26 protein-coding genes are annotated in these 20619 nt (G+C 56.2%); 7 read left to right on the plus strand and 19 right to left on the minus strand.

Translation table 11 applies throughout. From position 1 onward, the window contains the following. Positions 1–13: 13 nt before the first annotated feature. The 6 genes from cpcA to KQ296_RS01430 all read right to left on the minus strand — a co-directional run bounded on the left by cpcA (position 14) and on the right by KQ296_RS01430 (position 3571). Positions 14–502, minus strand: coding sequence for a phycocyanin subunit alpha (cpcA, locus tag KQ296_RS01405; RefSeq protein WP_011932393.1), 489 nt, complete (start codon positions 500–502; stop codon positions 14–16). A gap of 44 nt (positions 503–546) precedes the next feature. After that, positions 547–1065, minus strand: a complete 519-nt coding sequence (locus KQ296_RS01410) for a phycocyanin subunit beta (RefSeq protein ID WP_011932394.1) — start codon at positions 1063–1065, stop codon at positions 547–549. A gap of 150 nt (positions 1066–1215) precedes the next feature. Beyond that, positions 1216–2019, minus strand: coding sequence for a phycoerythrobilin:ferredoxin oxidoreductase (locus tag KQ296_RS01415; RefSeq protein WP_259726299.1), 804 nt, complete (start codon positions 2017–2019; stop codon positions 1216–1218). Beyond that, complete coding sequence (locus tag KQ296_RS01420; RefSeq protein ID WP_011932396.1) at positions 2016–2741, minus strand: 15,16-dihydrobiliverdin:ferredoxin oxidoreductase; 726 nt, start codon at positions 2739–2741, stop codon at positions 2016–2018. The genes KQ296_RS01415 and KQ296_RS01420 overlap by 4 nt, the downstream gene beginning before the upstream one ends. Then, complete coding sequence (locus KQ296_RS01425) at positions 2741–3346, minus strand: phycobiliprotein lyase (protein WP_011932397.1); 606 nt, start codon at positions 3344–3346, stop codon at positions 2741–2743. The genes KQ296_RS01420 and KQ296_RS01425 overlap by 1 nt, the downstream gene beginning before the upstream one ends. 9 nt (positions 3347–3355) lie before the next feature. After that, on the minus strand, positions 3356–3571 hold the full coding sequence (locus KQ296_RS01430) for a hypothetical protein (protein ID WP_011932398.1): 216 nt from the start codon (positions 3569–3571) through the stop codon (positions 3356–3358). Between the two features lie 366 nt (positions 3572–3937). Between KQ296_RS01430 and cpeB the strand changes: the two genes are divergently transcribed. The 4 genes from cpeB (at position 3938) to KQ296_RS01450 (ending at position 7038) form a co-directional block, all read left to right on the plus strand. Further along, positions 3938–4492 carry a class 1 C-phycoerythrin subunit beta gene (gene cpeB / locus KQ296_RS01435; RefSeq protein WP_011932399.1) on the plus strand — a complete coding sequence of 185 codons (555 nt, stop codon included), beginning with the start codon at positions 3938–3940 and terminating at the stop codon, positions 4490–4492. A gap of 56 nt (positions 4493–4548) precedes the next feature. After that, positions 4549–5043: a class 1 C-phycoerythrin subunit alpha gene (gene cpeA, locus KQ296_RS01440; RefSeq protein WP_011932400.1), complete on the plus strand. Its 495-nt coding sequence runs from the start codon at positions 4549–4551 to the stop codon at positions 5041–5043. Positions 5044–5329: 286 nt separating this feature from the next. After that, positions 5330–6190 carry a phycobilisome rod-core linker polypeptide gene (locus tag KQ296_RS01445; RefSeq protein ID WP_011932401.1) on the plus strand — a complete coding sequence of 287 codons (861 nt, stop codon included), beginning with the start codon at positions 5330–5332 and terminating at the stop codon, positions 6188–6190. A gap of 230 nt (positions 6191–6420) precedes the next feature. After that, positions 6421–7038, plus strand: a complete 618-nt coding sequence (locus KQ296_RS01450; RefSeq protein WP_011932402.1) for a HEAT repeat domain-containing protein — start codon at positions 6421–6423, stop codon at positions 7036–7038. Between the two features lie 107 nt (positions 7039–7145). Here the strand turns inward: KQ296_RS01450 and KQ296_RS01455 are convergent, their stop codons facing one another. Beyond that, entirely contained in the window at positions 7146–8042 is an 897-nt protein-coding gene (locus KQ296_RS01455; protein WP_011932403.1) for a HEAT repeat domain-containing protein, read from the minus strand. Positions 8043–8113: 71 nt separating this feature from the next. On the opposite strand from KQ296_RS01455, the gene KQ296_RS01460 reads away from it, so the two are divergent. Then, positions 8114–8548, plus strand: a complete 435-nt coding sequence (locus KQ296_RS01460; RefSeq protein WP_011932404.1) for a DUF2656 domain-containing protein — start codon at positions 8114–8116, stop codon at positions 8546–8548. 417 nt (positions 8549–8965) lie between these two features. On the opposite strand, the gene KQ296_RS01465 is transcribed toward KQ296_RS01460, so the two are convergent. Continuing rightward, complete coding sequence (locus tag KQ296_RS01465) at positions 8966–9322, minus strand: hypothetical protein (RefSeq protein ID WP_259726300.1); 357 nt, start codon at positions 9320–9322, stop codon at positions 8966–8968. A 30-nt stretch (positions 9323–9352) separates the two neighbouring features. Here KQ296_RS01465 and KQ296_RS01470 point away from each other — a divergent pair, with 30 nt between their 5' ends. After that, positions 9353–10273: a HEAT repeat domain-containing protein gene (locus tag KQ296_RS01470; protein ID WP_399239978.1), complete on the plus strand. Its 921-nt coding sequence runs from the start codon at positions 9353–9355 to the stop codon at positions 10271–10273. A 96-nt stretch (positions 10274–10369) separates the two neighbouring features. Here KQ296_RS01470 and mpeA read toward each other — a convergent pair whose 3' ends face one another. From mpeA to KQ296_RS01485, 3 genes are all read right to left on the minus strand, one after another. Next, complete coding sequence (mpeA, locus tag KQ296_RS01475) at positions 10370–10867, minus strand: class 2 C-phycoerythrin subunit alpha (protein ID WP_011932406.1); 498 nt, start codon at positions 10865–10867, stop codon at positions 10370–10372. A 39-nt stretch (positions 10868–10906) separates the two neighbouring features. Beyond that, positions 10907–11452 (minus strand): bleomycin hydrolase, encoded by a 546-nt coding sequence (locus KQ296_RS01480; RefSeq protein WP_011932407.1) that lies wholly within the window; start codon positions 11450–11452, stop codon positions 10907–10909. Between the two features lie 151 nt (positions 11453–11603). Beyond that, positions 11604–12797 carry a HEAT repeat domain-containing protein gene (locus KQ296_RS01485; RefSeq protein WP_011932408.1) on the minus strand — a complete coding sequence of 398 codons (1194 nt, stop codon included), beginning with the start codon at positions 12795–12797 and terminating at the stop codon, positions 11604–11606. Positions 12798–13183: 386 nt separating this feature from the next. On the opposite strand from KQ296_RS01485, the gene KQ296_RS01490 reads away from it, so the two are divergent. After that, positions 13184–13774: a Nif11-like leader peptide family natural product precursor gene (locus tag KQ296_RS01490; RefSeq protein WP_011932410.1), complete on the plus strand. Its 591-nt coding sequence runs from the start codon at positions 13184–13186 to the stop codon at positions 13772–13774. 4 nt (positions 13775–13778) lie between these two features. Here the strand turns inward: KQ296_RS01490 and KQ296_RS01495 are convergent, their stop codons facing one another. The 8 genes from KQ296_RS01495 to KQ296_RS01530 all read right to left on the minus strand — a co-directional run bounded on the left by KQ296_RS01495 (position 13779) and on the right by KQ296_RS01530 (position 20612). Next, positions 13779–14087: a hypothetical protein gene (locus KQ296_RS01495; RefSeq protein ID WP_011932411.1), complete on the minus strand. Its 309-nt coding sequence runs from the start codon at positions 14085–14087 to the stop codon at positions 13779–13781. A 26-nt stretch (positions 14088–14113) separates the two neighbouring features. Continuing rightward, positions 14114–14728 carry a chromophore lyase CpcT/CpeT gene (locus tag KQ296_RS01500; protein ID WP_011932412.1) on the minus strand — a complete coding sequence of 205 codons (615 nt, stop codon included), beginning with the start codon at positions 14726–14728 and terminating at the stop codon, positions 14114–14116. A gap of 14 nt (positions 14729–14742) precedes the next feature. Next, entirely contained in the window at positions 14743–15279 is a 537-nt protein-coding gene (locus tag KQ296_RS01505; protein ID WP_011932413.1) for a phycobiliprotein lyase, read from the minus strand. 284 nt (positions 15280–15563) lie between these two features. After that, the gene (locus KQ296_RS01510; RefSeq protein ID WP_011932415.1) at positions 15564–16301 is read right to left on the minus strand and encodes a phycobilisome rod-core linker polypeptide; all 738 of its coding nucleotides are present in this window, start codon (positions 16299–16301) and stop codon (positions 15564–15566) included. A gap of 98 nt (positions 16302–16399) precedes the next feature. After that, positions 16400–18040: a phycobilisome rod-core linker polypeptide gene (locus KQ296_RS01515; protein WP_011932416.1), complete on the minus strand. Its 1641-nt coding sequence runs from the start codon at positions 18038–18040 to the stop codon at positions 16400–16402. 111 nt (positions 18041–18151) lie between these two features. Beyond that, on the minus strand, positions 18152–19036 hold the full coding sequence (locus tag KQ296_RS01520) for a phycobilisome rod-core linker polypeptide (protein WP_011932417.1): 885 nt from the start codon (positions 19034–19036) through the stop codon (positions 18152–18154). Between the two features lie 144 nt (positions 19037–19180). Further along, positions 19181–19855, minus strand: coding sequence for a pentapeptide repeat-containing protein (locus KQ296_RS01525; protein WP_011932418.1), 675 nt, complete (start codon positions 19853–19855; stop codon positions 19181–19183). Between the two features lie 25 nt (positions 19856–19880). Next, a complete protein-coding gene (locus tag KQ296_RS01530) occupies positions 19881–20612 on the minus strand; it encodes a phycobilisome rod-core linker polypeptide (RefSeq protein WP_011932419.1) in 732 nt (243 codons plus the stop codon). Between the last annotated feature and the right edge of the window lie 7 nt (positions 20613–20619).

Here is a 20619-nt window from a genome sequence, read left to right on the forward strand (position 1 = left end):
GAGCTCGATCAGATCAGATCAGAGCGTTGATGGCGTAATCGATGTAGCTGTTGGCTTCAGTTGCGGCATCGCCACTGAGGCCATGGTTGGACTTGATGTACTTCAGCGCTTCCACATACCAGGAAGGGGAGAGCTCGAAAGTGCGGTTGATTTCGTCCAGACCGGCGATCAGATAGTCATCCATGGGGCCGGTGCCACCTGCAACGAGGCAGTAGGTGATCATGCGCAGGTAGTAGCCCACGTCACGAGAGCACTTGGCCTTGCCCTCTGGAGTGGTGGAGTAATTCGACCCCTCCATCTGGGTGGTGTAGGGGAATTTGTTGTACACGGCTTGGGCGGCGCCGTTCACCAGGGCATCAGCTTTGGCACTGAGAGCCTTGGCAGCTTCCAGGCTGGCAGCAGCGCGGTTGAAGCGACCGGAAGCGGCTTGAACTTCTGTGCTGCTCAGAAAGCGGCCCTGGGAATCAGCTGCTGAAACAGCTTCGGTGAGAGGAGTTTTCATGGATCGTCAGAAGTAATGCTTGGGACAGGAGCTCAGAACCTTGATCAGGCAACTGCAGCAGCTGCACGGTCGAAATACGTGCCGATTTCGCTACTCAGAGAGGCGCAGTCACCAGCTGAAATACCAGCCCGGTCATTCACGATCGCCAGAGCGGATTCCTTCATCAGATTCACCCCTGCAGCAACGGATGCGCCAGGAGTACCGAGTGCCAGGTAGGTCTCACGCAGGCCGTTCAGGCAGCGATCTTCCAGAACTGAGGCATCGCCGGCAAAGCTTGCGTAGGTGACGTAACGGAGGATGATCTCCATGTCTCGCAGGCATGCAGCCATGCGGCGGGAGGTGTAGGCATTGCCGCCAGGAGCGATCAATGACGGCTGCTGTGCGAACAGCTGCCGGGCGGCCGAAGCAACGATGGTGGACGCGTTGCTGGAGATGCGGTTGACAGCGTCAAGACGCTTGTTGCTGTCAGAAACCATCGCTGCCAGAGCGTCGATCTCACTAGCACTGATGAATTGGCCCCTGGCATCGGCCTGGGCGACAACCTTGGTGAAGGCGTCGAACATGGGTTAACTCCGTGGAACTTTGGCCGAAGACTAGGAAGCCCTCAGGCGTATATGGGGACGGCTGGGGAGCTGTGCCCATCCCGTCGACAGGGATTCTGACCAAATGATCAGGCCCCTCCCGAAAGCTGTTCATAATGCTTAACTCCCTTGCTACGACAAGGAAGTTGAGGCGGCTTTCTCGAGGTCGAACAGCACGTCGTGAATGTAGGACTCGGTCCATTCGCTTCCGTAGAAGCGTGTCAACATGCCGCGGGCCGGATCCTTCTCGGCGCGATACGCGGTGTAGCGCTTTTGGCCCGCAAGGAGACTTGCTGCGCGATCGTCATTCACGGGTTGCGCTTCAGCTACGAGTTTGAGGTAGAGCTGCAGATAGTCGATGAAGGCCGGCCGAATGACGCGTTCGATCAACGCATCGCCCTCCTCCCCAAGCGGGATGCGGGTCCAGAGAAAGGCTGGGGAAAAATACGGTTGAGCTTCCTCTGGGATAGGACCGCCATCAGGGAGTTCGGCTTGCCAGCGCTCAAACACCGGCATCAGGCGTTCCCAGACAGGGCCTGTGTGTTCGGGATCAGCTTTGTCAACGGGTTGCAGATCCAGGGCAAGAAGATGCCCGTTGGGAAGCGTCACCAGATCGGCACCGAAGAACGGCAGGTCGAACCGGCAGCTGGGGTTAATCACGAAGTTGAGCACGGACGCAGCTGTGCCGGCCTCGACGCAGGCACAGCGAACCTGGCGCAGTTTGTCGGTGGCACAAGCCCAGGTTGCCGTTGTGACTGGGACGGGCTTTGACTTTGATCCCGTGGACCCTTCTCGCTGCAGGAACGTTTCATCGATGGGATAAGGACTCAATCTGAACGTTTCGAGTGCAGAAATGGCTTTGTCGAGAAACGGCTGCCAACGCCAGCCCTTGATCTGAACAGGATCGAGGCTTGATGTGCGAACAAGGCTGCTCATGTGGACTGACTCGCAGGAAAAAGGAATTCATGAAGGAATCGATCGGACCAGTCCTTTCCGAAATGACTCGTGAAGAGTCCGTGGGCTGGATCGCGTTCAGCGCTGTAAACGTCGTAGGCCTCCTGTAGACGTTCAACATCATTGATGGACAACGTTGAGGCGGAGGTTCCAGCGGCTTCCACGTCCAAGGCCTGGTCGTGCATTGCCCAATAGGCCGTGAGAAATGCATCGAAGGCTGCGGGGAGTGACTCCTCCGCTTCCTGAGCCCCCCCTCGGCAAAACAGCAACCAGGGGGAAAAGTATTGATTGGGATCGAAGGATCGCATCGTTTCCTCGCCGTTCAGCTCGGGGAATCGTTCGTGAAGGGCCTTGAGGCCCTGGAAATGGCGATCCAAATAATCCTGGTCTTGGATCAGAGGTTGGAAATCCAGAACGGCTACCAGTTTCTGACGTGCTCCAAACCAGAGCAGATCCACACCCATGAGTGGATGGTCGAGGGAATGATCCGGATAAGCCACTGAATTAAGAACCTGCAAGCTCTCGCCTGCATCAAGCCGGGTCACGCGCCAGCGCCGGAAGCCAGGAACGCTCCAGAGCCAGCTGTCGATGCTGCCGCCGCTCTTGCTGGAATGGCAATGTTCGAGGCCTTCTGGTACAGCGGCTGGTTGACCCCCTCGCTGATGAATCCCCTGATGAAGCTTGTTGAGGAAAGAGTCGAACATCAGTGTGTGGGCTCCATGGCTGTCGAATCTGCAAAGAGGCGTGCCTTCTGGGCTAAGGCTTTGATGTCGTCGTCACTTGGACAGCGCAGCTCCGTGCAGTAGGTCGTCATGGACACACCGTTGAGGCATTGCACTGAGCTCACGCGCATCCGCACCTGGTCGGTCACAAACCAGCAGCGTTCTGTGCCCACGTTGGTGTCGTAGCGGGTAGTGATGGTCAGCACACCGTCGTCCGCAAAGGAATAGGTACTGATGACGGCTTTCTTTTCCACGTACCCCACATCCCTGAGCAGGAATCCACGGCGGGGGTCGTTGTCTGCGGGAACATCCACGATCACCGCGGCGTAGTCGTCATTGCGGCTTCCTTGCTTGAGGTTGCTTTCCCACCAGAAACGTCCCCCTCCATTGGAGCGGCTCGCCTCAACCTGCAGGGCACCACAAACCTTTTGTACGACTGGATCTGAAGCGTCGAAGGGCTCGATCACGAGATTCGAGTCGGCTGCTTCGTCGTCTTGGTGGTCGAGGTGGTGAATGGCACGGCGGTTCAGCCAGGTGCCACGACTGGCTGCCAGGAATTGCGCCATCGACATCGGTGGCTCGAACATACGCATGGTTCAAGCGCTGGCCATGATGTCCCGCTGCTTGAGCAGTTGCTCAAGCACCTCTTCAAGCCTCTGAAGTTCAGCGTGTTCGGCCACGGTGGCATCGATCCGCTTTTGAGGGAGCTTCAGCTTTTTGCCCATGGAGATCACGTCTTCGCGCAGGCGGTTGCGATAGGCCTCGAGCTCTTCGATTGAATCGAGAAGCTCTTGAAGCGTTGGATCGGGCATGGGATTTCAACGGTGGATCGAGCGTAAGCCGCATGGGCGGGTGAACGTCTCAAGCCTTCAAAACATTGACTAATTAATAGGAGTGACAGGGAATAGCTAAACCTCCGGCGTGATCGCTTCGGAGGCCTGCTCGAAACCTGCTGCTGAGTCGTCTGGTTTGTGCATCGATTCTCAATGTTTGGTTGCCAAGTGACGAACCATTGCGTGACCTCATCTGGACCACGGTTGACCCCGGTGATGCGGTTACGTTCGGTTTGCGCTTCATGGTCCGGCTCGATTCGCCAGCAGCCATGCCCTTCATCAGGACATGACCTGACGTTTCCACCAGTCATCCCGAAGCATTCCCTCTAACTGTCTGGCTCCCAAATGCTCGACGCATTCTCCCGTTCCGTCGTCAGCGCCGACGCCAAAACCGCTGCTGTGGGTGCTGGCGATATTGCCGCTCTCCGTCAGTACGTTGCCGAAGGCAACAAGCGTCTGGACGCTGTTAACGCCATCACGTCCAATGCCTCCTGCATCGTTTCTGATGCTGTGACAGGCATGATTTGTGAGAACACTGGCCTGATCCAGGCTGGCGGTAACTGCTACCCCAACCGCCGCATGGCTGCTTGCCTGCGCGACGGTGAAATCATTCTCCGCTACATCTCCTATGCCTTGTTGGCTGGCGACGCCTCCGTGCTGGATGACCGCTGCCTGAACGGCCTCAAGGAGACCTACATCGCTCTGGGCGTCCCCGCTCAGTCCGCAGCCCGCGCCGTCGCCATCATGAAGGCTTCCGCAACGGCTCACATCGGTGAGACCAACACCCAGGCCAACGGTGGCGCCAAGTTCCGCAAGATGGAAACCACTCAGGGCGATTGCTCCGCTCTGGTTGCTGAGGCTGCCTCCTACTTCGATCGCGTGATCAGCGCCATCGCCTGAGTCATCCGGGTTTTCCCTTTTCCTCAACACAAACTTCCATCTAAAGGATCTCCACGATGAAATCCGTCGTCACCACCGTTGTGACCGCTGCTGATGCAGCCGGTCGCTTCCCTTCCCAGAACGACCTCGAGGCCGTTCAGGGCAATATTCAACGTGCTGCCGCCCGTCTGGAAGCTGCTGAAAAGCTGGCTGCTGGCCTGGACGCAGTCACCAAGGAAGCTGGCGATGCTTGCTTCAACAAGTACCCCTACCTCAAGCAGCCCGGCGAAGCTGGTGAGAATCAGACCAAGGTGGACAAGTGCTACCGCGATCTGGGCCACTACCTGCGTCTGATCAACTACTGCCTGGTTGTTGGCGGCACCGGCCCTCTGGACGAGTGGGGCATCGCTGGCGCCCGTGAGGTCTACCGCACTCTGGGTCTGCCCACCGGTCCTTACGTCGAAGCTCTGACTTACACCCGCGATCGCGCTTGTGCTCCTCGTGATATGAGCCCCCAGGCTCTGAACGAGTTCAAGTCTTACCTCGACTACGTGATCAACGCTCTTTCCTGAGCCGTCGATTCAGATCGTTCCATCGATCAAGGGAGGCCAACAGGCCTCCCTTTTTTAATGGTTACGAGAACATCATGCAGAGGAGAGTGTGACGCGTTCTTTTTTTCTGTGGTGTCGACGCTTGCTAGCGATGGTGCTTTTCAGAGATCTTCCGCAAAAAAAACAGTTGCCACACGACTGCAATCATGCCTACAAGAAAATTTAGGTTTGCTGTTTTAAGTAGAGCTAAGAAGTTTGAGGTCAGTTGAAAAAGAGCAATAAATTGGCTTTCAGACGCATTCCCCTCATGCCTGCAATTAAGTTCAAGAGAGACTTCACTCATCAGGATCGAGTTTCTTTCTCATTTTCTAATTCAAGGGATGCTGCAAAAGGATCTGCAGAAAAGGGCGGTCAAGTCGCCTCAAGCCCTGCCGAATTTAAAGAGAATCAATGTGGTTCGATGGGAATTGGATCCGGCCCTCGAATTCATGAAGTCTGCCCGTTCTCAGCGGTGAACCATTCCTACGCAGCGACCGGTGAAGGTGCGCTGAGCCAAGCGATTTCGGCTGCTTACAAGCAGGTTTTCGGTAATATCGGTATCACAGATAGTCAAAGGCTTGTGTCGCTGGAGGCGTTTCTCCGCGATGGGCGAATCACGACGCGTGATTTTATGGCTGGCCTTGTGAAGTCTGAGCTGTATAAGCAGACATTCTTTTTTGCGGTCTCTCCGATGCGAGGTGTCGAGTTGACTGTTAAGCATCTTCTTGGGCGTCCGCCGGTGAGCCAATCAGAGGTCGGCGCCGCGATCAAAATGATTGCTGATGAAGGATTTGATGCGTTTGTCGATCACCTGGTCCGATCGGAGGAGTATCTGGAAACATTCGGTACAGATACCGTCCCCTACTTGCGTGCGTTTAAGTCAGAAGCTCGAGCGTATTGCTCGACCTTCGTCAGCATGGCTGAGCTTGCGCCTGCCAATGCCAGTGCAGAGAACGTGATGTATTCGGGGCCTCTACTGGTGAGGCGTCTTGTCAAGACAGGGCTGTCTGTGAACGCGATCAATCCGAGAGCTTTTGACACCAGTGTGGAATTCTCATACACAAATGCTGTTGGTAATACCCGCAATCCTGCGTTCCGGCGCATTTACGGGGGCAAGTTTGCATACTGAACGCTCAGCTTCAAATTGAAACCTCCAGTCAAAAGGGGACATCTGTCTTCTCCTTTTGACTGGATTTTTTCGAAAAAATAGATTGAGTCTGCAGGCCTTGAGCCCTCCCTGGGCGAGCTCTGCCTCTCCAGTCGTTGTGTTAATGATTTCAAAAGATTGATCTTCTTATCATCCGCTTCGCGGTGACCTCCGTTGTGGAGGAGAGTCGTTGTCTGTTTGCTGTTTTTGGGATGACGTCGCATCCACAGGTTGACCGTCCGGACCTTGATGCGTTGTTCGCAGACCTTGCCCATCCCAATCCCAATATCCAGAGGGAGGCCTACCTGGCGATGGTGGACTACTGGCCAGAGCAGTCAATGCCTCGCCTGCTCGCGCTGCTGGGGCAGTCGGATGTCTCGGTGTATCGAGCAGCAGTCAAAGGTCTTGGTGCTTTTGGGGCCAAGGCTCTCCAGCCTTTGGCTGACTTATTCACATCCAGCCCTGATGGAACTGTGAGGGCATGCTGCGTCAAGGCCTACGCCCAAATCGCTTCCAATTTTCCTGAAGAGGAGTTTTCCCCTGAGGCGATGACGGTGCTGGAAACAGCGTTGTCGGATGAATCCCCGGTTGTGTCTCAATCGGCAGTGATGGCTTTGGGGCAGGTTGGGATTCAAGCTCTGCCTCTGTTGATCCGAATCTGTAAAGGAGACAACATCGCTCATGTTCAGTCTGCTGCGATGGCTCTCGCCGAAATTGCAGACCCTCAGGCCGAAGCTTGTTTGCGAGAGGTGCTCGATGACCCCTCGACTGATCCGTTGGCACGGCAGATGGTGGAAGCGTCTCTAGGGCGTCTCGAGAGCCGCCGATAAAAAAAGCGGGAGACCAGCCCCTCAGCTGTTCTCCCGCGGTGGCGCATGTAGTGCTCGACGCGAACACCACCTTATGACGATACGTTAACGAATTGACGCAACGAAGTTTAGGAGCGCTTATGGAGCTGATTAATGGCGAGTTGCAGGATTGGTTTGATCGTGTCATCCGATTCGATCGTCATGCGTTCAGACAGAGCTTTGATCGCGACGGGATCCTCGAGTTTCATCAGTGAAAGGGCTGCGTTTTTGCGAACGAGTGCAGATTCATCGTTCAAGTTGGGCTGCAGCAGAGGGAGAGCCCACTGGCTGTCATTGAGTTTGCCCAGTAACGTCGTCGCCTCAGCGCGGACGTCCTCGTCGTCGTCCTGCAGTGCATTGGTCAGGAGTTCTCGAGCATCGTCGTCTCCGGAATTTTGAATTTGATCACCGAGAGCCGCGATAGCCGCGGTGCGTATCCGTGCTTCAGGCGAACGTGCTGCCTCCCGAAGTGCTTCAGGGGCTCGGGCTCCTACGAAGGCCAGCCCCCAGCTGGCAAGTCCTGTCTGCATTGGTGTGTTGTTGGAATCCACGAGAATCTTGAGGAGTCCTTCAACGGCTTCTGATCCAATAACAGCCATGGCACCAACAGCCGATCCCTGAACCACGGGATCGTCGTCATTGAGCAGTGCTTTGAGCAGGTGGGGTAGCGCCTGCTTGTCTGCTATCAATGTGAGGGTCTTGGCTGCAGCGCGCCGTACGGTCACGTTCTCGTGATCGCACATGGCCTGACACAACGCAGGAACCGCTGCGCTACCAACCGAGCCAAGGCTTTCAGCAAAGGTGAGACGGAGCAGTCCTCGCTTGTCTCCGAGTCCTGCCACCATCCGCTCGATCGCCTGGGTATCGCCCGCCAAACGTTGGCCTTGCCGCAGCTGCTGCTTGAGCTCCTCGGCAAGGTGCTCAGCTTCGTCTTCGCTCAGCGTGACGGGTTCAGCACTGGTCAGCGATGAGGGTGCGTTGGTCAAGATTGAGCTGAAGCGGTGATTCAGTATCCGATGCTGTGGTCGCTAAGGTCACTCCAATGTTCTGAATCGTTGTGACCACCTTCGTTCTTTCCCACAATCTGCAGGTCAACGATTCAGCTGTGCCGGCCCTGGCCTTTGATGTTTTGACGGCTGGTTTGCAAACGCATTGCCCCTCGGTCACTGCGGCTGAAGCGCTTAGTCATCCGCACTGGAAAGTGAAACTTGAATCGACGGCTTCACCCGACGCTCTCGCGCGTGAGCTCGTTCAGGGGTGGCGTCGGGTGCGTGAAGGCCTGGGTCATGGCCATGCCCATGCCGTGATGGCCCTTGGCGGTCGCAAAGACTCCGAAGGCAACCCTGGTGCGCCCCTGCAACAAGGTGGTTGGGGCGTTGATGTGGTGGAAACAGCAGATGCTCAGGGTTTTCTGGCTGCAATCAATTGGACCGGCCTGACGGCCGGTCGCCCTGCGGATGGGGTCTTTGAAGTGATTGACCCCGCCTCCTGAGCTCAACCGCGACGGCGTCTGGAATTCCGGCGTCCTGCTTTCTTGGGCGTCGACTCTGATGGAACGGTTTTGGCAGCCCCTGACCCGGTCACGGGGTCTGGGTTTGTTGCTTGTGTCTGTGCACCAACGCACAAGCCCATTCCTTGAATGCGCATTCCACGGCTGTGCATGGACTGAACACTGCGGTTCAGATACTGAAAAGGAATTTTCCACGACCGTGCTGTTGATGGACGCGAGCCCGGCTCAATACTTGTTTGCACGGTCATGAAATGTTCAAGTGTTGGACCCATCGCTTCCCTTCAATCGATTCCTTGAAACATTGACGCAGATCTCCTGCTGCAGCGAATTTTCTCAATCTTCCTTATCAGCGCGTCCTATGGCTTCGCAGGGGCAAGAGGTCCGGCAGAATTAATGGCTTCAAAGACCGCTCAGATGGCCGGAGCACTCGACAATATCCACCCCGGTTTGTCGCAACAGGAAGCGATCCGCTTGTTGATGGCTCCTCTGGCAAGCCTGGATTCTCAAAGCGATCCCTATATGGCGGCCGCACATCTCATCAATTTTCCTGGGAAGGCAACGGAACAAGCGCTGCTGCGGTTGGTCGGTGATTCCGAGCAGGCGCAGCCCCGCCGAATAGCACGGCGCAAGGCTGTTGAGGTTTTGGCCCGGCTGGGTTGCTGTGAAGCCATTCCTGCTATCGGGCGTTGTTTGCAAAGTGATGATCCGTACCTGGTTGAAAACGCTGCCTTTGCCCTCAAGGAGTTGGGCTGTCAAGACACAGAGATCCATGCGACGTTGATCTCCTTGCTGGAACAACCGTCTCAAAATCAGCGTGTGTTGATTCAGAGCCTGGCTGCTCTTGGAGTGGCTCAAGCTCTCCCCTCGATTCAGAAACTTCAGGAGGCTGACTCTCCAGGCGTGCGTGGTGCGGCCATTAGTGCCATGGCTCAGCTTGGAGGGAGCCGGGAGCCATTGCGGCAGCTAGAGGATTCCATGTTGTTGCCGAACCAGATGGATCGGCAATCAGCTATCCAGGATGCCATTGATGCACAAGCGGTGGAATTGCTTCCGCAGATTCTTCAAGCCCCAGTGTCGCCGGTCTTTCGGATGCGTGCAGTCAAGGCTCTCTGGCCGCAGGATGTTGTTCAACTGGCCTCGTTAAATCTGCTTTCTGTTCTCGATGCGCTTGCACTCGATCATCCTGAGTCTCTGCAGTTGGTGCATGCTTACGATCAAGCACCCACCGATGAGTTTTTAATTCAGGAGTTTTTCGGCACTGATTTCAGTCGCTGTTATCTTGCTTTGCAAACTCTCCGTGGTCGATCTGCAGCAGATCTCTGGCCTCTTTTGCACCGGCGTTGGCTTGATGAAGCGCATAATGATTACGGCGCTCATTATTTTTTCATTCGCCTATTTGCTTTGCTTGGTGATGCCTGGCCGCAAGATTCACGAGCGATAATAAAGGCCATCCTTGATGAGGCAATCAAAACTCCAAGGCCGCAATTCATGAAATCCAAACCTGCTGCAGTGCTGGCACTGTCACGCCTTGGGTGCACGCTTTCAGAAGCAAACTGCGAACCTCTTTTGGATCCATTGCTGACTCCATTCTGGGAATGTCGCTATGCAGCCGTGATGGTGGCACCCAAACCATGTCTGCAGCGTTCGCTCCGTGACCCATCCTCTTTTGTGGCTGCTCGTGCTGCAGAAGCTCTGAAAGCTGTGTGATCTGAAGAGGGGGCAATGTGTTCGATTGATGCCAAAAAAAAGGGCGGTGAAACCGCCCTTGCTTTGATGAATCGGATCGATTCGCTCGGCTGAAAATCAGGCGAGGGAGTTGATCACGTAATCCAGAGCAGCGTTGTACTCGGTGAGAGCCTGGGGGCTCAGGTCGCGGGGGGCGCAACCGTCGTTACGCATCTGGGTGAAACCAGCAACGTAAGTGCCGGGGTCGATGCTGAGAGCTTTGTAGACCTCGCGCTGACCGTTGATGGCCAGTTCGTCCAGAGGGCCGGTGCCGCCAACGACCAAGGAGTAGTTGATCAGACGCAGGTAGTGCACGAAGTCGCGCTTGCACTTTTCCTTACCTTCAGTTGCGCACTGGCGGGGCTGACGGCCGGTGGCACCGTTGGGGTACTGGGTGTAAACAGCGTCGACAGCGCGCTGGGCGATGGCGTCGTAGTTCTGGGCGATCTTTTCAGCAGCCTCGAGACGGGCAGCTGCACGTTGGAGGGAACCCTGCACAGACTCCAGGTCGGAGCTGGTGGGGAAACGGGAACCGCTGTCAGCGGAGCCGATGACGGTGGTGAGAACGGACTTCATTGATTCAGGAGAAGGGTTTGCTTGAAATCGTCAGGCGGTTCAGCTGATGGCGCTGATCACCATGTCGAAGTAGGAAGCAGCCTCAGCGGAGAGTGCGTTGCAATCGCCCTCAGTCACGGGCATTTTGCGCTTCTCGCCAGTGGTGTTGTTGGTGTTGGTGATGTGGGCGCAGGCAGATGCCTTCATGATGGCCACAGCACGAGCGGCGGAGCCGGAGGGCACACCCAGAGCTGCATAGGTCTCGCGCAGACCGTTCAGGCAGCGGTCCTGAAGCACGGAAGCGTCGCCGGCCAGCAGGGCGTAGGAGACGTAGCGCATGATGATTTCAGCATCACGCAGGCACGCGGCCATCTTGCGGTTGGTGTACACACCACCGTTGGGGGCGGTCAGGCCGGTGTTTTCGCAGCAGATACCTGCCACGGAGTCGGACACCACGCAGGAAGCGTTGGCGGTAATGGCATTCACAGCGTCCAGACGCTTATTACCTTCGGCGATAAAAGCCTTGAGGTCATTCAGCTGAGCGCCACCGATAAAGCTGCCGCTGGAATCAGCGGATACAGCTTGCCTAGAGAATGCGTCGAGCATAATCAACTGCTTAGGAGAGGGGAGAGATGCGATGCATCACTCGGCGACCGTAAGCCGATGGGAAAGCAAGATGTGCGAATGCTTCAGGCTTCTCAATACAAATTAGTACTGCAAAAAAGAAAGAAAAGGGAAAATGCGTATTTGTACTGAGTTAGCTGAGCTTTTTCAGGGCTTGCCCGCAGCTCCACCTCAGGGGTTTCCATCGATTTGAATGGCTGAGCTCCTGCAATGTTGGTCGCTGGTCCTTGAGCTCGAGACGCACGCAGCTCCAGGCTGCAGCAACGCGAGACTTGGCGTACTGCGGTGCTGTTTCTTCTAAGGCTTGGCGAACCAGGTCGCCCCGTTCACGAAGTTGCAGGAGGCCGGTGCAGCTCGCCAGGAGGTAGTGCACTCCATAGTCACTGCCGAGGTCTGAGTGCAACGTTTCCATCAGATTGAGCTGATGGTCCTTCTGAAGGCTCATCAGCGCCTTGGCTGCTGCGTACTGCTGGGCCTCATCGCGATGTTGCAGGCCATTCCGGATTGCTTTTTCAGTTGCACAGGTGGATGACACGACGTCCAGGTCAAGTTGGCGTGGGTCGTCCTGGAGAAGCTGTTCGAGGAGCTCTGTTGCCTCTGGGTTGATTGAGCCATCCTCTGTTTCGGCCATCTGAAAGGCGCTTTTGGCTCGTAACGGCATCGAGACTGGACAACGGGTCAGTGGCTCCAAGGCTTCAAGACGACCGGCATCACCTAAATCGATCACAGCAGCGCGGCGGCGTCCTGGGTTGTTGTCTTGCAGTTGCTCGATAAGCGGGGCGAGACCGTCGCGCTGTCCGCCCACGCGTACGGCGTGTGCATGAGCCGCACCTGCCACCAGCGGGTTGCCGTCCTGACGACAACGATCAATGGCTCGATCGCGATCGGCCATGCCAAGCCGAGTGAAAGCCTGAACCACGGCGCGCCTCTGATTGTCTGGTCCCTGCAGTGCGCCAATCAGTCTGGCCTGGTCACGTTCACCAAGAGGGGTGCCGATCCGTGCGATCGCGTCTGCGGCATTGACCACCGTGGGTTCATCGTCTGCACTCAAGGCCTGTAGAAGCACTGGGAGTGCTTTGGGATTTTTACGCCTCCCTAGGGCATCCAATGCTTTCCTGCGGGTGATGCGCTCGTAGAGGTTGTCCGACGGATTCGCGCCAGCTTTGAGCAGAAGGTCTAAGGATTCAGAGGATGTGCAAGCTCCAAGGCGTGTCGCGGCAAGGTACTTCAGCCCAGGGTTGTCAAGTTCGCCTGGATCCTTGAGCAGGGTTGACATCGCTGATTCTTCACTCATTCCGGAGAACAGAGTGTCGAAACGTTCACTCATTGATGGTTAGGGAGTAGGAGGGTGACACGAGACCATTGATCGCGCTTAAGATCACGCGTTATTTGGAGGATAAGCTAGGTGGATGCGAGCAGAATGGCTGCGGAGGAAATCCGCCAATTTCTTGATGCATATCAAGAAGATTCAGCTTTGAATGCACTGTCCACGCTTGAGGACCTCAATTGTTTGCTCAAGGGTTGCGACAGCTCTTTGAGCGGTGCCTTGATCCCGTTGGAGCAAGCGCAACGGCCACCCAAAATTCTTGTTGATTCCGGCCAAACCAAAACTGGGATTCCGTGGCGCACCTTGCAATGCCCTGGGGGGCCGCTTGTTCTTCAGATGATTTGTGAGAAAGTCAATATTGCTCTTTGGGTTCAGGAGTGCTGATCATGGCGGGTCCAGGACTGGAACGTTTCGTTCAAGCCATTGTTGATGATCATGGCCTGGCGACTGGCATTAAAACCCTCGGCACTCACTACGACATCGTTGCTTTTGCCAATCTTCGCGGATACCCCGTCAATTTGTCTGAATGGGGGCGTTATGTGGCGATGGACACGTTGCAGGCTTCCGATCAGGAGATCACGTTGATGCAACAAGCGGATCCAGCCCATTGGAGTTGGGCTTTTCGACAATTATCACGCTGGCGTTCGTTGTTGATGGATGGAGCTGGGCAAGAAGGTCTTCTAGGCCCAGCCGAACTGAGTGCTTCATCTCCACCGCCCATTGTTGAAGCAACATCGACACTGAATCCAGTGCCTGCGACCGATGAGCAAAAAGATGCGGCTCTCCAGGCATTCATTGCCCTGGTTCGATCTCGGCCAGATCTCAAAGATCAGGTCAAGGCAGCGCGCAATCAAGATGATGTGATTTCTTTGGCCGCGCAACAAGGATTTTCCATTGACTCACTCACTCTTTTGCGGAGTTGGAGTCAAGTCTCTGATTTCAGTAAACCAACCTGGTTTGGTTGGTTTGACGATTAAGTCCTTAACTGATTTCTGCATAACGCGTGCGTGTTGTGCCTCGTTTTGCCCAATAGGTCACTAAGCTTTCGCCACCCGGTCGAGGCACAGCTGCTGTTGCTCGAAGAATTTTGAAGGTGCGTCGTGGCCCCATTGGCCAGTTTCCAGCAGCTGAAACCTTGCGAACAGTCCCACCGAGCTGCTCAATGCAAAATTCAAATTTGTCTAGATGGGTCTGATCAACAGTTTCAAAAATAAAATCTGTTCCTTCACAAATCAGGTGCTGGGAGCGAATCCAGGCTTTGAGTTGTTTTTCTGAATCAGCGAAAGCCATCGATAGTGTTTAAACACGCCCAGTGATTACCAACGCAGCCAGTGCTCATCAAGATGATCACCGAGATAGGCAACGCGTTCGAACCGAAGGGGGCCATGCTCTGACCCCCATCTCTGTTCATCGGTTTCCGGATCAAACCCCCGATCGCGACTGATCCAGTCTGTGGCATTCATCTCCACTTCGCTCACCAGATAGGTGAGATGTCCGTCCCTAGGGACAAGACAATTTTTCCCGGGCTCCACTCCCCCTCGATAATGACCTGCATCGATTTCCCGGAAGTGCATGCCACAACCGCACCGTGGTTTGAGCGAATCAGTGTTGAGGCTGTTCAACAGCTCAGGTCTCTGACCAGCGCCTGCCAGGCGGATCGGGTCGCCGAACCCGAAATTTTCCACAATGAAGTGATCACCCTCTGCCGGGAGTAGACGATGCACACCCTGGCGATAGGGACTCCAAGGGGCGTGATCGTAACTCTGTTCGGAATAGAACCCTGGTGCATTCAGGACTTCCCAAGGAAGCGGTCTGAAGAAGATGTTGATGTGGGCAAAGTCTTTGGGATTGTTCTGGGCTTGCTTTCGATTGCTGTAGTGGCCGGCTAGCGTTTTGGCAAAGCGGAGCAGGTCGTTTGTGGAAGAACTCATGATCTCTCTTGGCATCAGCTGGTGAGGCGACGGACCTCTGAAGCAAATGACGTCTGGAGGACTCCCGAGCCGGCCGATGTACGTAGGACTGACGACCGACATCGCACGTTGTCAGAGACAAACCAGATCCGTTCTTCGGCAATGGACTGTTCGTACTTGGTTGTCAGAACAAACGTTCCGTCACTGAGAAATGCATAGCTTGACTGCGCTGGAGCGGCTTCGGCATAGCCAACACTCCGGAGGAGTAGTCCGTGTGTGTCATCGATGGGTAATGGCACGATCAGGCATGACCCTGCCGAGACTTCGCTGGGGTCATCCGGTTCCCAGTCACTCTCTGCTGCCCATTTCATACGGAATGGGCAGGAAATGCTTCGGTCAGAATGTTGCTCTGAAGCCGCTAAGAGTTGGGCAATATCTGCATCATTGTTATCAGTTTTTGAGATCTCAACTTCGCTGAGGACATCCTCAAATTGCTGAAAAGCGAGGGAGTGGCCTGATCGCATGGATCGCCACCTACCCTCGCTCTGAGCAACGAATTGCTCAATATTCATTGCGCACTGAAGTCTGCGTCTTCTTTCAGTTTCTGGCGACTGTTTTGGACCATGTTGACCATGGACTCGATCATCATCGACATCGCCAACGGAGCTGTGGCAACAGATTTCTGGAACACTGTGCCCTGTGTCGGTTGTCCGCTCGATGGTGGGCGAAGGATTGGCATAAGAGGAACCGTTCTCAGATGTCGGTCTGAAGTTTGAGCTGACGGGGTGGTCTGAAGCAGGCCACCCGGGAATCATGACTGATTCGTTCGTGTTGACAGAGCAAAATCCGCGAAGGATTAAGCGTTCGCAATAGAAAGAATCCGGCCGCCCTGAGCCTGAATGCTCTGAATGGTCCTGGACAGAGAGGAGTAGCTCACAACAGACCGCTGCGCGGAGCGGCGCACGGCGCCTAGTTGAACGCGTGAAGTCCAGAGGACCGTGAAGCGATTGCCGCCGCCAACCACTTTTCTGGTGCCAGCAGCATTGGGATTCGAATTGGAGGCCAGGCTGACCTGAAGAACAGAGGCCTGATCGGCATCGAAGCCTGCGAAGCCTGGATCCATCGCTTGGTTGCGTCGGTAGGCCACGGTGCTTTCACCGACGACGCTCGTTTGCGTCCGGGCGTAGGGAACCGTGTCGACTCCGAAGTTCCTTAGATACTCGTCGCTGTAGGTGTAGCTGGCAATTTCGGCGTCAAATCCTTCGTCGGCCAGCAGGCGCACATGTTCACTGATTTCGGCTTGGTTCCGAGGGGGGCGGCCCAGCAGATGCTTGAAGTTCAGCTCAACGAAGCGGTAGGGGCTGTTGGCTTCGAGGTATAGGCGGCGATAGGTGTCGGATTGGGCGAGAGCCGTCACCAAGCCCTGAACGCTGAGATCGCCGTTGATGAAGAGTGCTTCGATCGAGGGCTGGACATCCAGTTCCATCAGATACCGGTTGCCGAAAACCTGGCGGTAAGCCGCGCGGATGATGTCAGACGCCTGGCTGCGGTCTTGGTTGGCGTCGCAGCGGAGCGAAGAGATGGTGGCAGTCATGGGGGTGAGGGGAGGGGAAAACCGAGGAGCCGCCCAGGTTGAGTGATGGGTGGCCCCGTCGATTCAGCGGATGGTGTGGTGAATGCGTCGATTCGAGATCACATCACTTCGGTGATGGAAACGATCCGGCCGCCACGGGCATGGATGTACTTGAGCTGGCTTGTCATGTCCTTGCCCGAAACGAGATAGCTCGCATTGGGCGTGCGCTGACGACCGCCGCGGGGTTGGGCGTTGACGACAATCCGGAATCGCTTGGTGGTGGCAGACGGAGAACCTGCCACGGCGCCGTTGCGGTTCGTGCGCGTGGTGGTGGTGCGCCAGCCACTGGGAACGCTGTTGGTGGCCACAGACGTCACCAACGACGAGCTATTCAGCACTGTGTCGCTGGCTGCGTAACCTTCGGCCAGGGAGAGATGGCGGTTGAAAGCGAGCTGGGAGCGTCCCTGCTCGGAGAGGATGCGCAGATAGGGGACTGTGTCCTCGCCGAAAGTGGACTGATATTCAGTGCTGTCGAGATAACTGTTGATCTCGGCTTCGTAGCCATCGTTGGCCAGGATCTGAATGTGCTCACTCAGTTCGGCCTGGGAGGTGGGTGCCCGTCCCAGCAGGTGCTTGAAGTTCAGTTCAACGAAGCGATACGGAGCGTTCGTCTCGAAGAAGCGGCGGCTGTATTCCGGTGAGAGCGCGATGGCCCGCACCAACTCACGGGTACTGAGGTAACCCTCGGCGAATTTGCTCTCAGCAGACATGGCCCGTTCCGACTCCATCAAATGGGGATTGCCCATCACCTGGCGGTAGGTGGCGCGGATCAGACCATTAATGGTGTCTGCTGTGTCGCCGGGGCAACGCTGGAAAACTTCCTGTTCGCGCTGACCAAGACCGAATCCCACATAGGCATCGTTGCGGATTGGGGCAAAGTCGCCGCCATCGCTGCTGGCACGTTTCTTGGGTGCGAAGGCCATGGCACCACTCGGACTGCTCGGGGAGACTCCACTGCGGAAACCAGAAGGAAGCTGGATGTAAGCCGTGGTGCCGCGAGCCAGGTTGTTGCTCAATTGGCTGCGGCTACCGATGGCACTGTCGCTGAGGGCAAAACCGCGCTCCAGCGCAGCCATGTTGGCGAAGCTGTTGGTGGGAATTCCCGCTGCGGAGGTGAAGGAACGGGTGTAGGGCACCACGTCATCACCGAACACTTCGGCGTATTCAGCGCCGTCCACGATGAAGTCGATCACGGCGTCGTGTCCGCCGCTGGCAAGCAGGGTGATGTGGGCAGACATCTCTGCCTGGTTGATGGGAGGGCGACCCAACAGGTGCTTGAGATTCAGTTCGATCCCGCGCTGGGGGGCAACCCCCTCGAAGAAACGCGCGCGATAGAAGTTCGACTTGGCCAGGCCACGCACGAAGTCGCGCACATTCAGTTCGCCATTGCAAAACTGAGCTTCCAGTTCAACGGAGCGCTCGTTGTCCATCACGTGCGCATTGCCGTAGACCTGGCGATAAGCCGCATTGATTGCAGCGTCTAGAGACGCTGAATCTGCCGGTGCGTAGCGCTGCGCCGTTACACCATGCGGGCAATCCTCATGATTGCGGGGGCCAATGGCAATCTTCATTGAGGCGCAGCTCTGACGCAGAAATTCGCCACTGCTCAGAGCTGGCTTGGATGCTGCATTGCGATTGCGGCTGAAGGAAACGGGGCCGTCATTGAGTGATTCGGCGCCAAAGCCTTTGGAGGCAGACATGAAACGAGGGGTGAGGGGAATAGTGGTGTCGCGGAGTGGTTGAGGCAGTCAGGGGGCGGAGCGCATGCGCGTCGCTCCGCAACCTCGGCCACCTACATCACGGTGTGAGCTTCAGTTCACAGGGGTGATGCTTGAGATCTTTCCGCCTTCGGCATGAATGCGTTTGAACTGCTCGGAGAGTTTGTCGAATGGGACGAAGTACACCCGGTTGGATCGGGTGTAACGAGAAATCCGACGGACGTTGTTGGCGCTGTAGGCAGTGACCTCGACGCGATAGGTCTTGCCTTGCTCGCCGGCGCCCACGCCATGGCGGGTCGGAGCGTCCTGCAGATTCTTCGCCGGGCGGAAACTCCAGCCGCCGGGTTCCGTAGACGACGGAGCCACCACGGCCATCGGACGGTTTTGGTAGGCGTTGCCTCCTAATTTGCTGCTAATGCCGGAAAGGTCCCCTTTCAGGCTGCTGCTGCTGTTGCCACGCAGCAGCTGGAAGCTCCAGGTGAACTCCTGAAGGGTGCCGCAGGCTTCCGTTTTCCAGCCTCGCTGGAAGGGAACGGTCCATTCGCCGTAGGTGTCCTGGTAGTCGGAGCTGTCAAGGAAGCTGTCGATGTCAGCGTCGTAGCCGTGGTTGTCCAGGCGCTCGGCATGGGCGCGCATCTCATCGAAATCCACGGGTGCCCGACCGAGAAGATGACGGAAGGCCAGTTCGATGTAGCGGTATCGCGAGCAGGCATCGAAGAAACGTCCGCGATAGAGCTCGCTTTTGGCGATGCGGCGAACCAGTTCGCGAACGCTGATTTCACCGAGCTTGAACTGGGATTCGGCAACCAGCTGTCGCTCGCTCTCCATCACGTAGGCGTTGCCAAGCACCTGCTTGTACACAGCCCGGATGATCTGTTCTTTCTTGGCGTCGTCATCGCCGGGAATCAGCTCAAGGGGTGCTTCGCTCTCTTGCGAGAAGCGCTCGACCCCGAGAAGCGAGGCAGGACCGAAGGGCATGGACAACCTGACATGTTCGCTCCGCCATGGTTATTCAGAACGGATGGCAAGAACCGGGTTCTTTATAAACCTCAATCAAATATGTCTGAATGTTGCGTGACGTGACGGTTTGACTCCACTGGCGTGGGCCCGAGTGCGGCCCCTTCACAGCAAGTTTTCAAGACTTTTGCGTGTGGTGTTGCGGGTTAAGGGGTTCCAGCAGTCCAGTTCTTCGTAGGGGCGGTTCAGGAGCAGATCCTTTTGCTCCTTCAGGCCAATGCACAGAGAAAAGTCGGCACCCTTGATCGATTCCGCCCCTTCAAGACTGGCATCGGTGAGATCGGCTCCTCTGAAATCCGCTCCATCCAGTTGACAGGTTCCGAAGCGGGTCCCACGGCACATGGCCCCTCGCAGGATGGCATCGCGCAGGTCAGAGCCCACGAGTCGAACCCCGTCGAGAATCGCTCCACTGAGATCGCTGCCACTGAGATAGGCGCCCATCAGTACGGCACCTCGCAGGTCCATCCCGCGTAGGTCTGTGCTGTTGAGAAAGGCGCCACTCAGTTTCGCGCCAGGGCCCACGGCTCCGCTTGTTTGTAGGTTGATGCCATCAGGAACGCGTGTTTGAGCGTCGTAAAGCGCCAGGCGCAGATCGACATCAACCATCTGGCAGTTCGAGAGATCGGTGCCACGCAGATCGGCACGGCAAAGATTGGCACCAACCAGGTTGACTTCTTGCAGCGTTCGTCCACGCCAATCAGAACCCCTCGCGTCAACTGGGGGCTTGAGGTTGCTGTCAGGGGAGCTGAGCTCCGGGGGGCGCCACTCGTTGAGTTTCAAAGGTGAAGAGGTCGATTGCAAAGATTCAAGTGCGCAGCATAGAAACAGCAATCACAAGGATCACGCGTCCTAGTTCGAAGGCTCCTACCGCGGCAATTCCCAGCCAGATCTTGAGTGCAAGTGCAGGAGGTTGCCCGTTAACCCATGTTGACGAAGCTTGGAGCTGTTGCCACTGGGATTGATCGCTTGGAGCCCGATCCTGCAAAGAATCACGCCAGTCCGCTCCGTAGCGAGGAAATTGTTGATAAATCGGAATTTCACCTGTTGGCTGCCCGGGGAGAACTCGCGCGCGTTGCTCGGGAACGCGGTCGTAACCAAAGTTATTCATGTACTCATCGCTCTCAAGCAGCGCATCAACAAATGCTGTGAATCCCTTCTCTCCAATCACGATCGACCAGGCGCGCCGCTCTCCGTCGTTATGAACAGAACGCCCCAGGACGCGCCCGATCACCTGATCCACCATTCTGTAATTGGAGTTGCATTGGTAATAGCTCTGCTGGAATCGCTCTGACAGGAGGAGTTGTCTGACAAAATCGCGCATCGTGATGCTTCCGGCGCGGAACTGGGATTCCAGGCAGGTGTCGCGATCATGTTTCATCGCATGGAAGTAGATCTGGCGGTAAGCCTTTTCGATCAGTAGATCACGACTGCTAGTGCTCTGATTGACAACTTGGTTGAAGCCTTCAGCTCGAGAGGTGATGTTTGCGACGCGGTTGTTCTGTGTGCTTAGTGGGTAGTCAAGAAGCGGGAGAGACATCCGTGCA

Source organism: Synechococcus sp. CS-197, assembly GCF_025128215.1.
In the GTDB taxonomy this organism is placed as follows: Bacteria; Cyanobacteriota; Cyanobacteriia; order PCC-6307; family Cyanobiaceae; genus Synechococcus_C.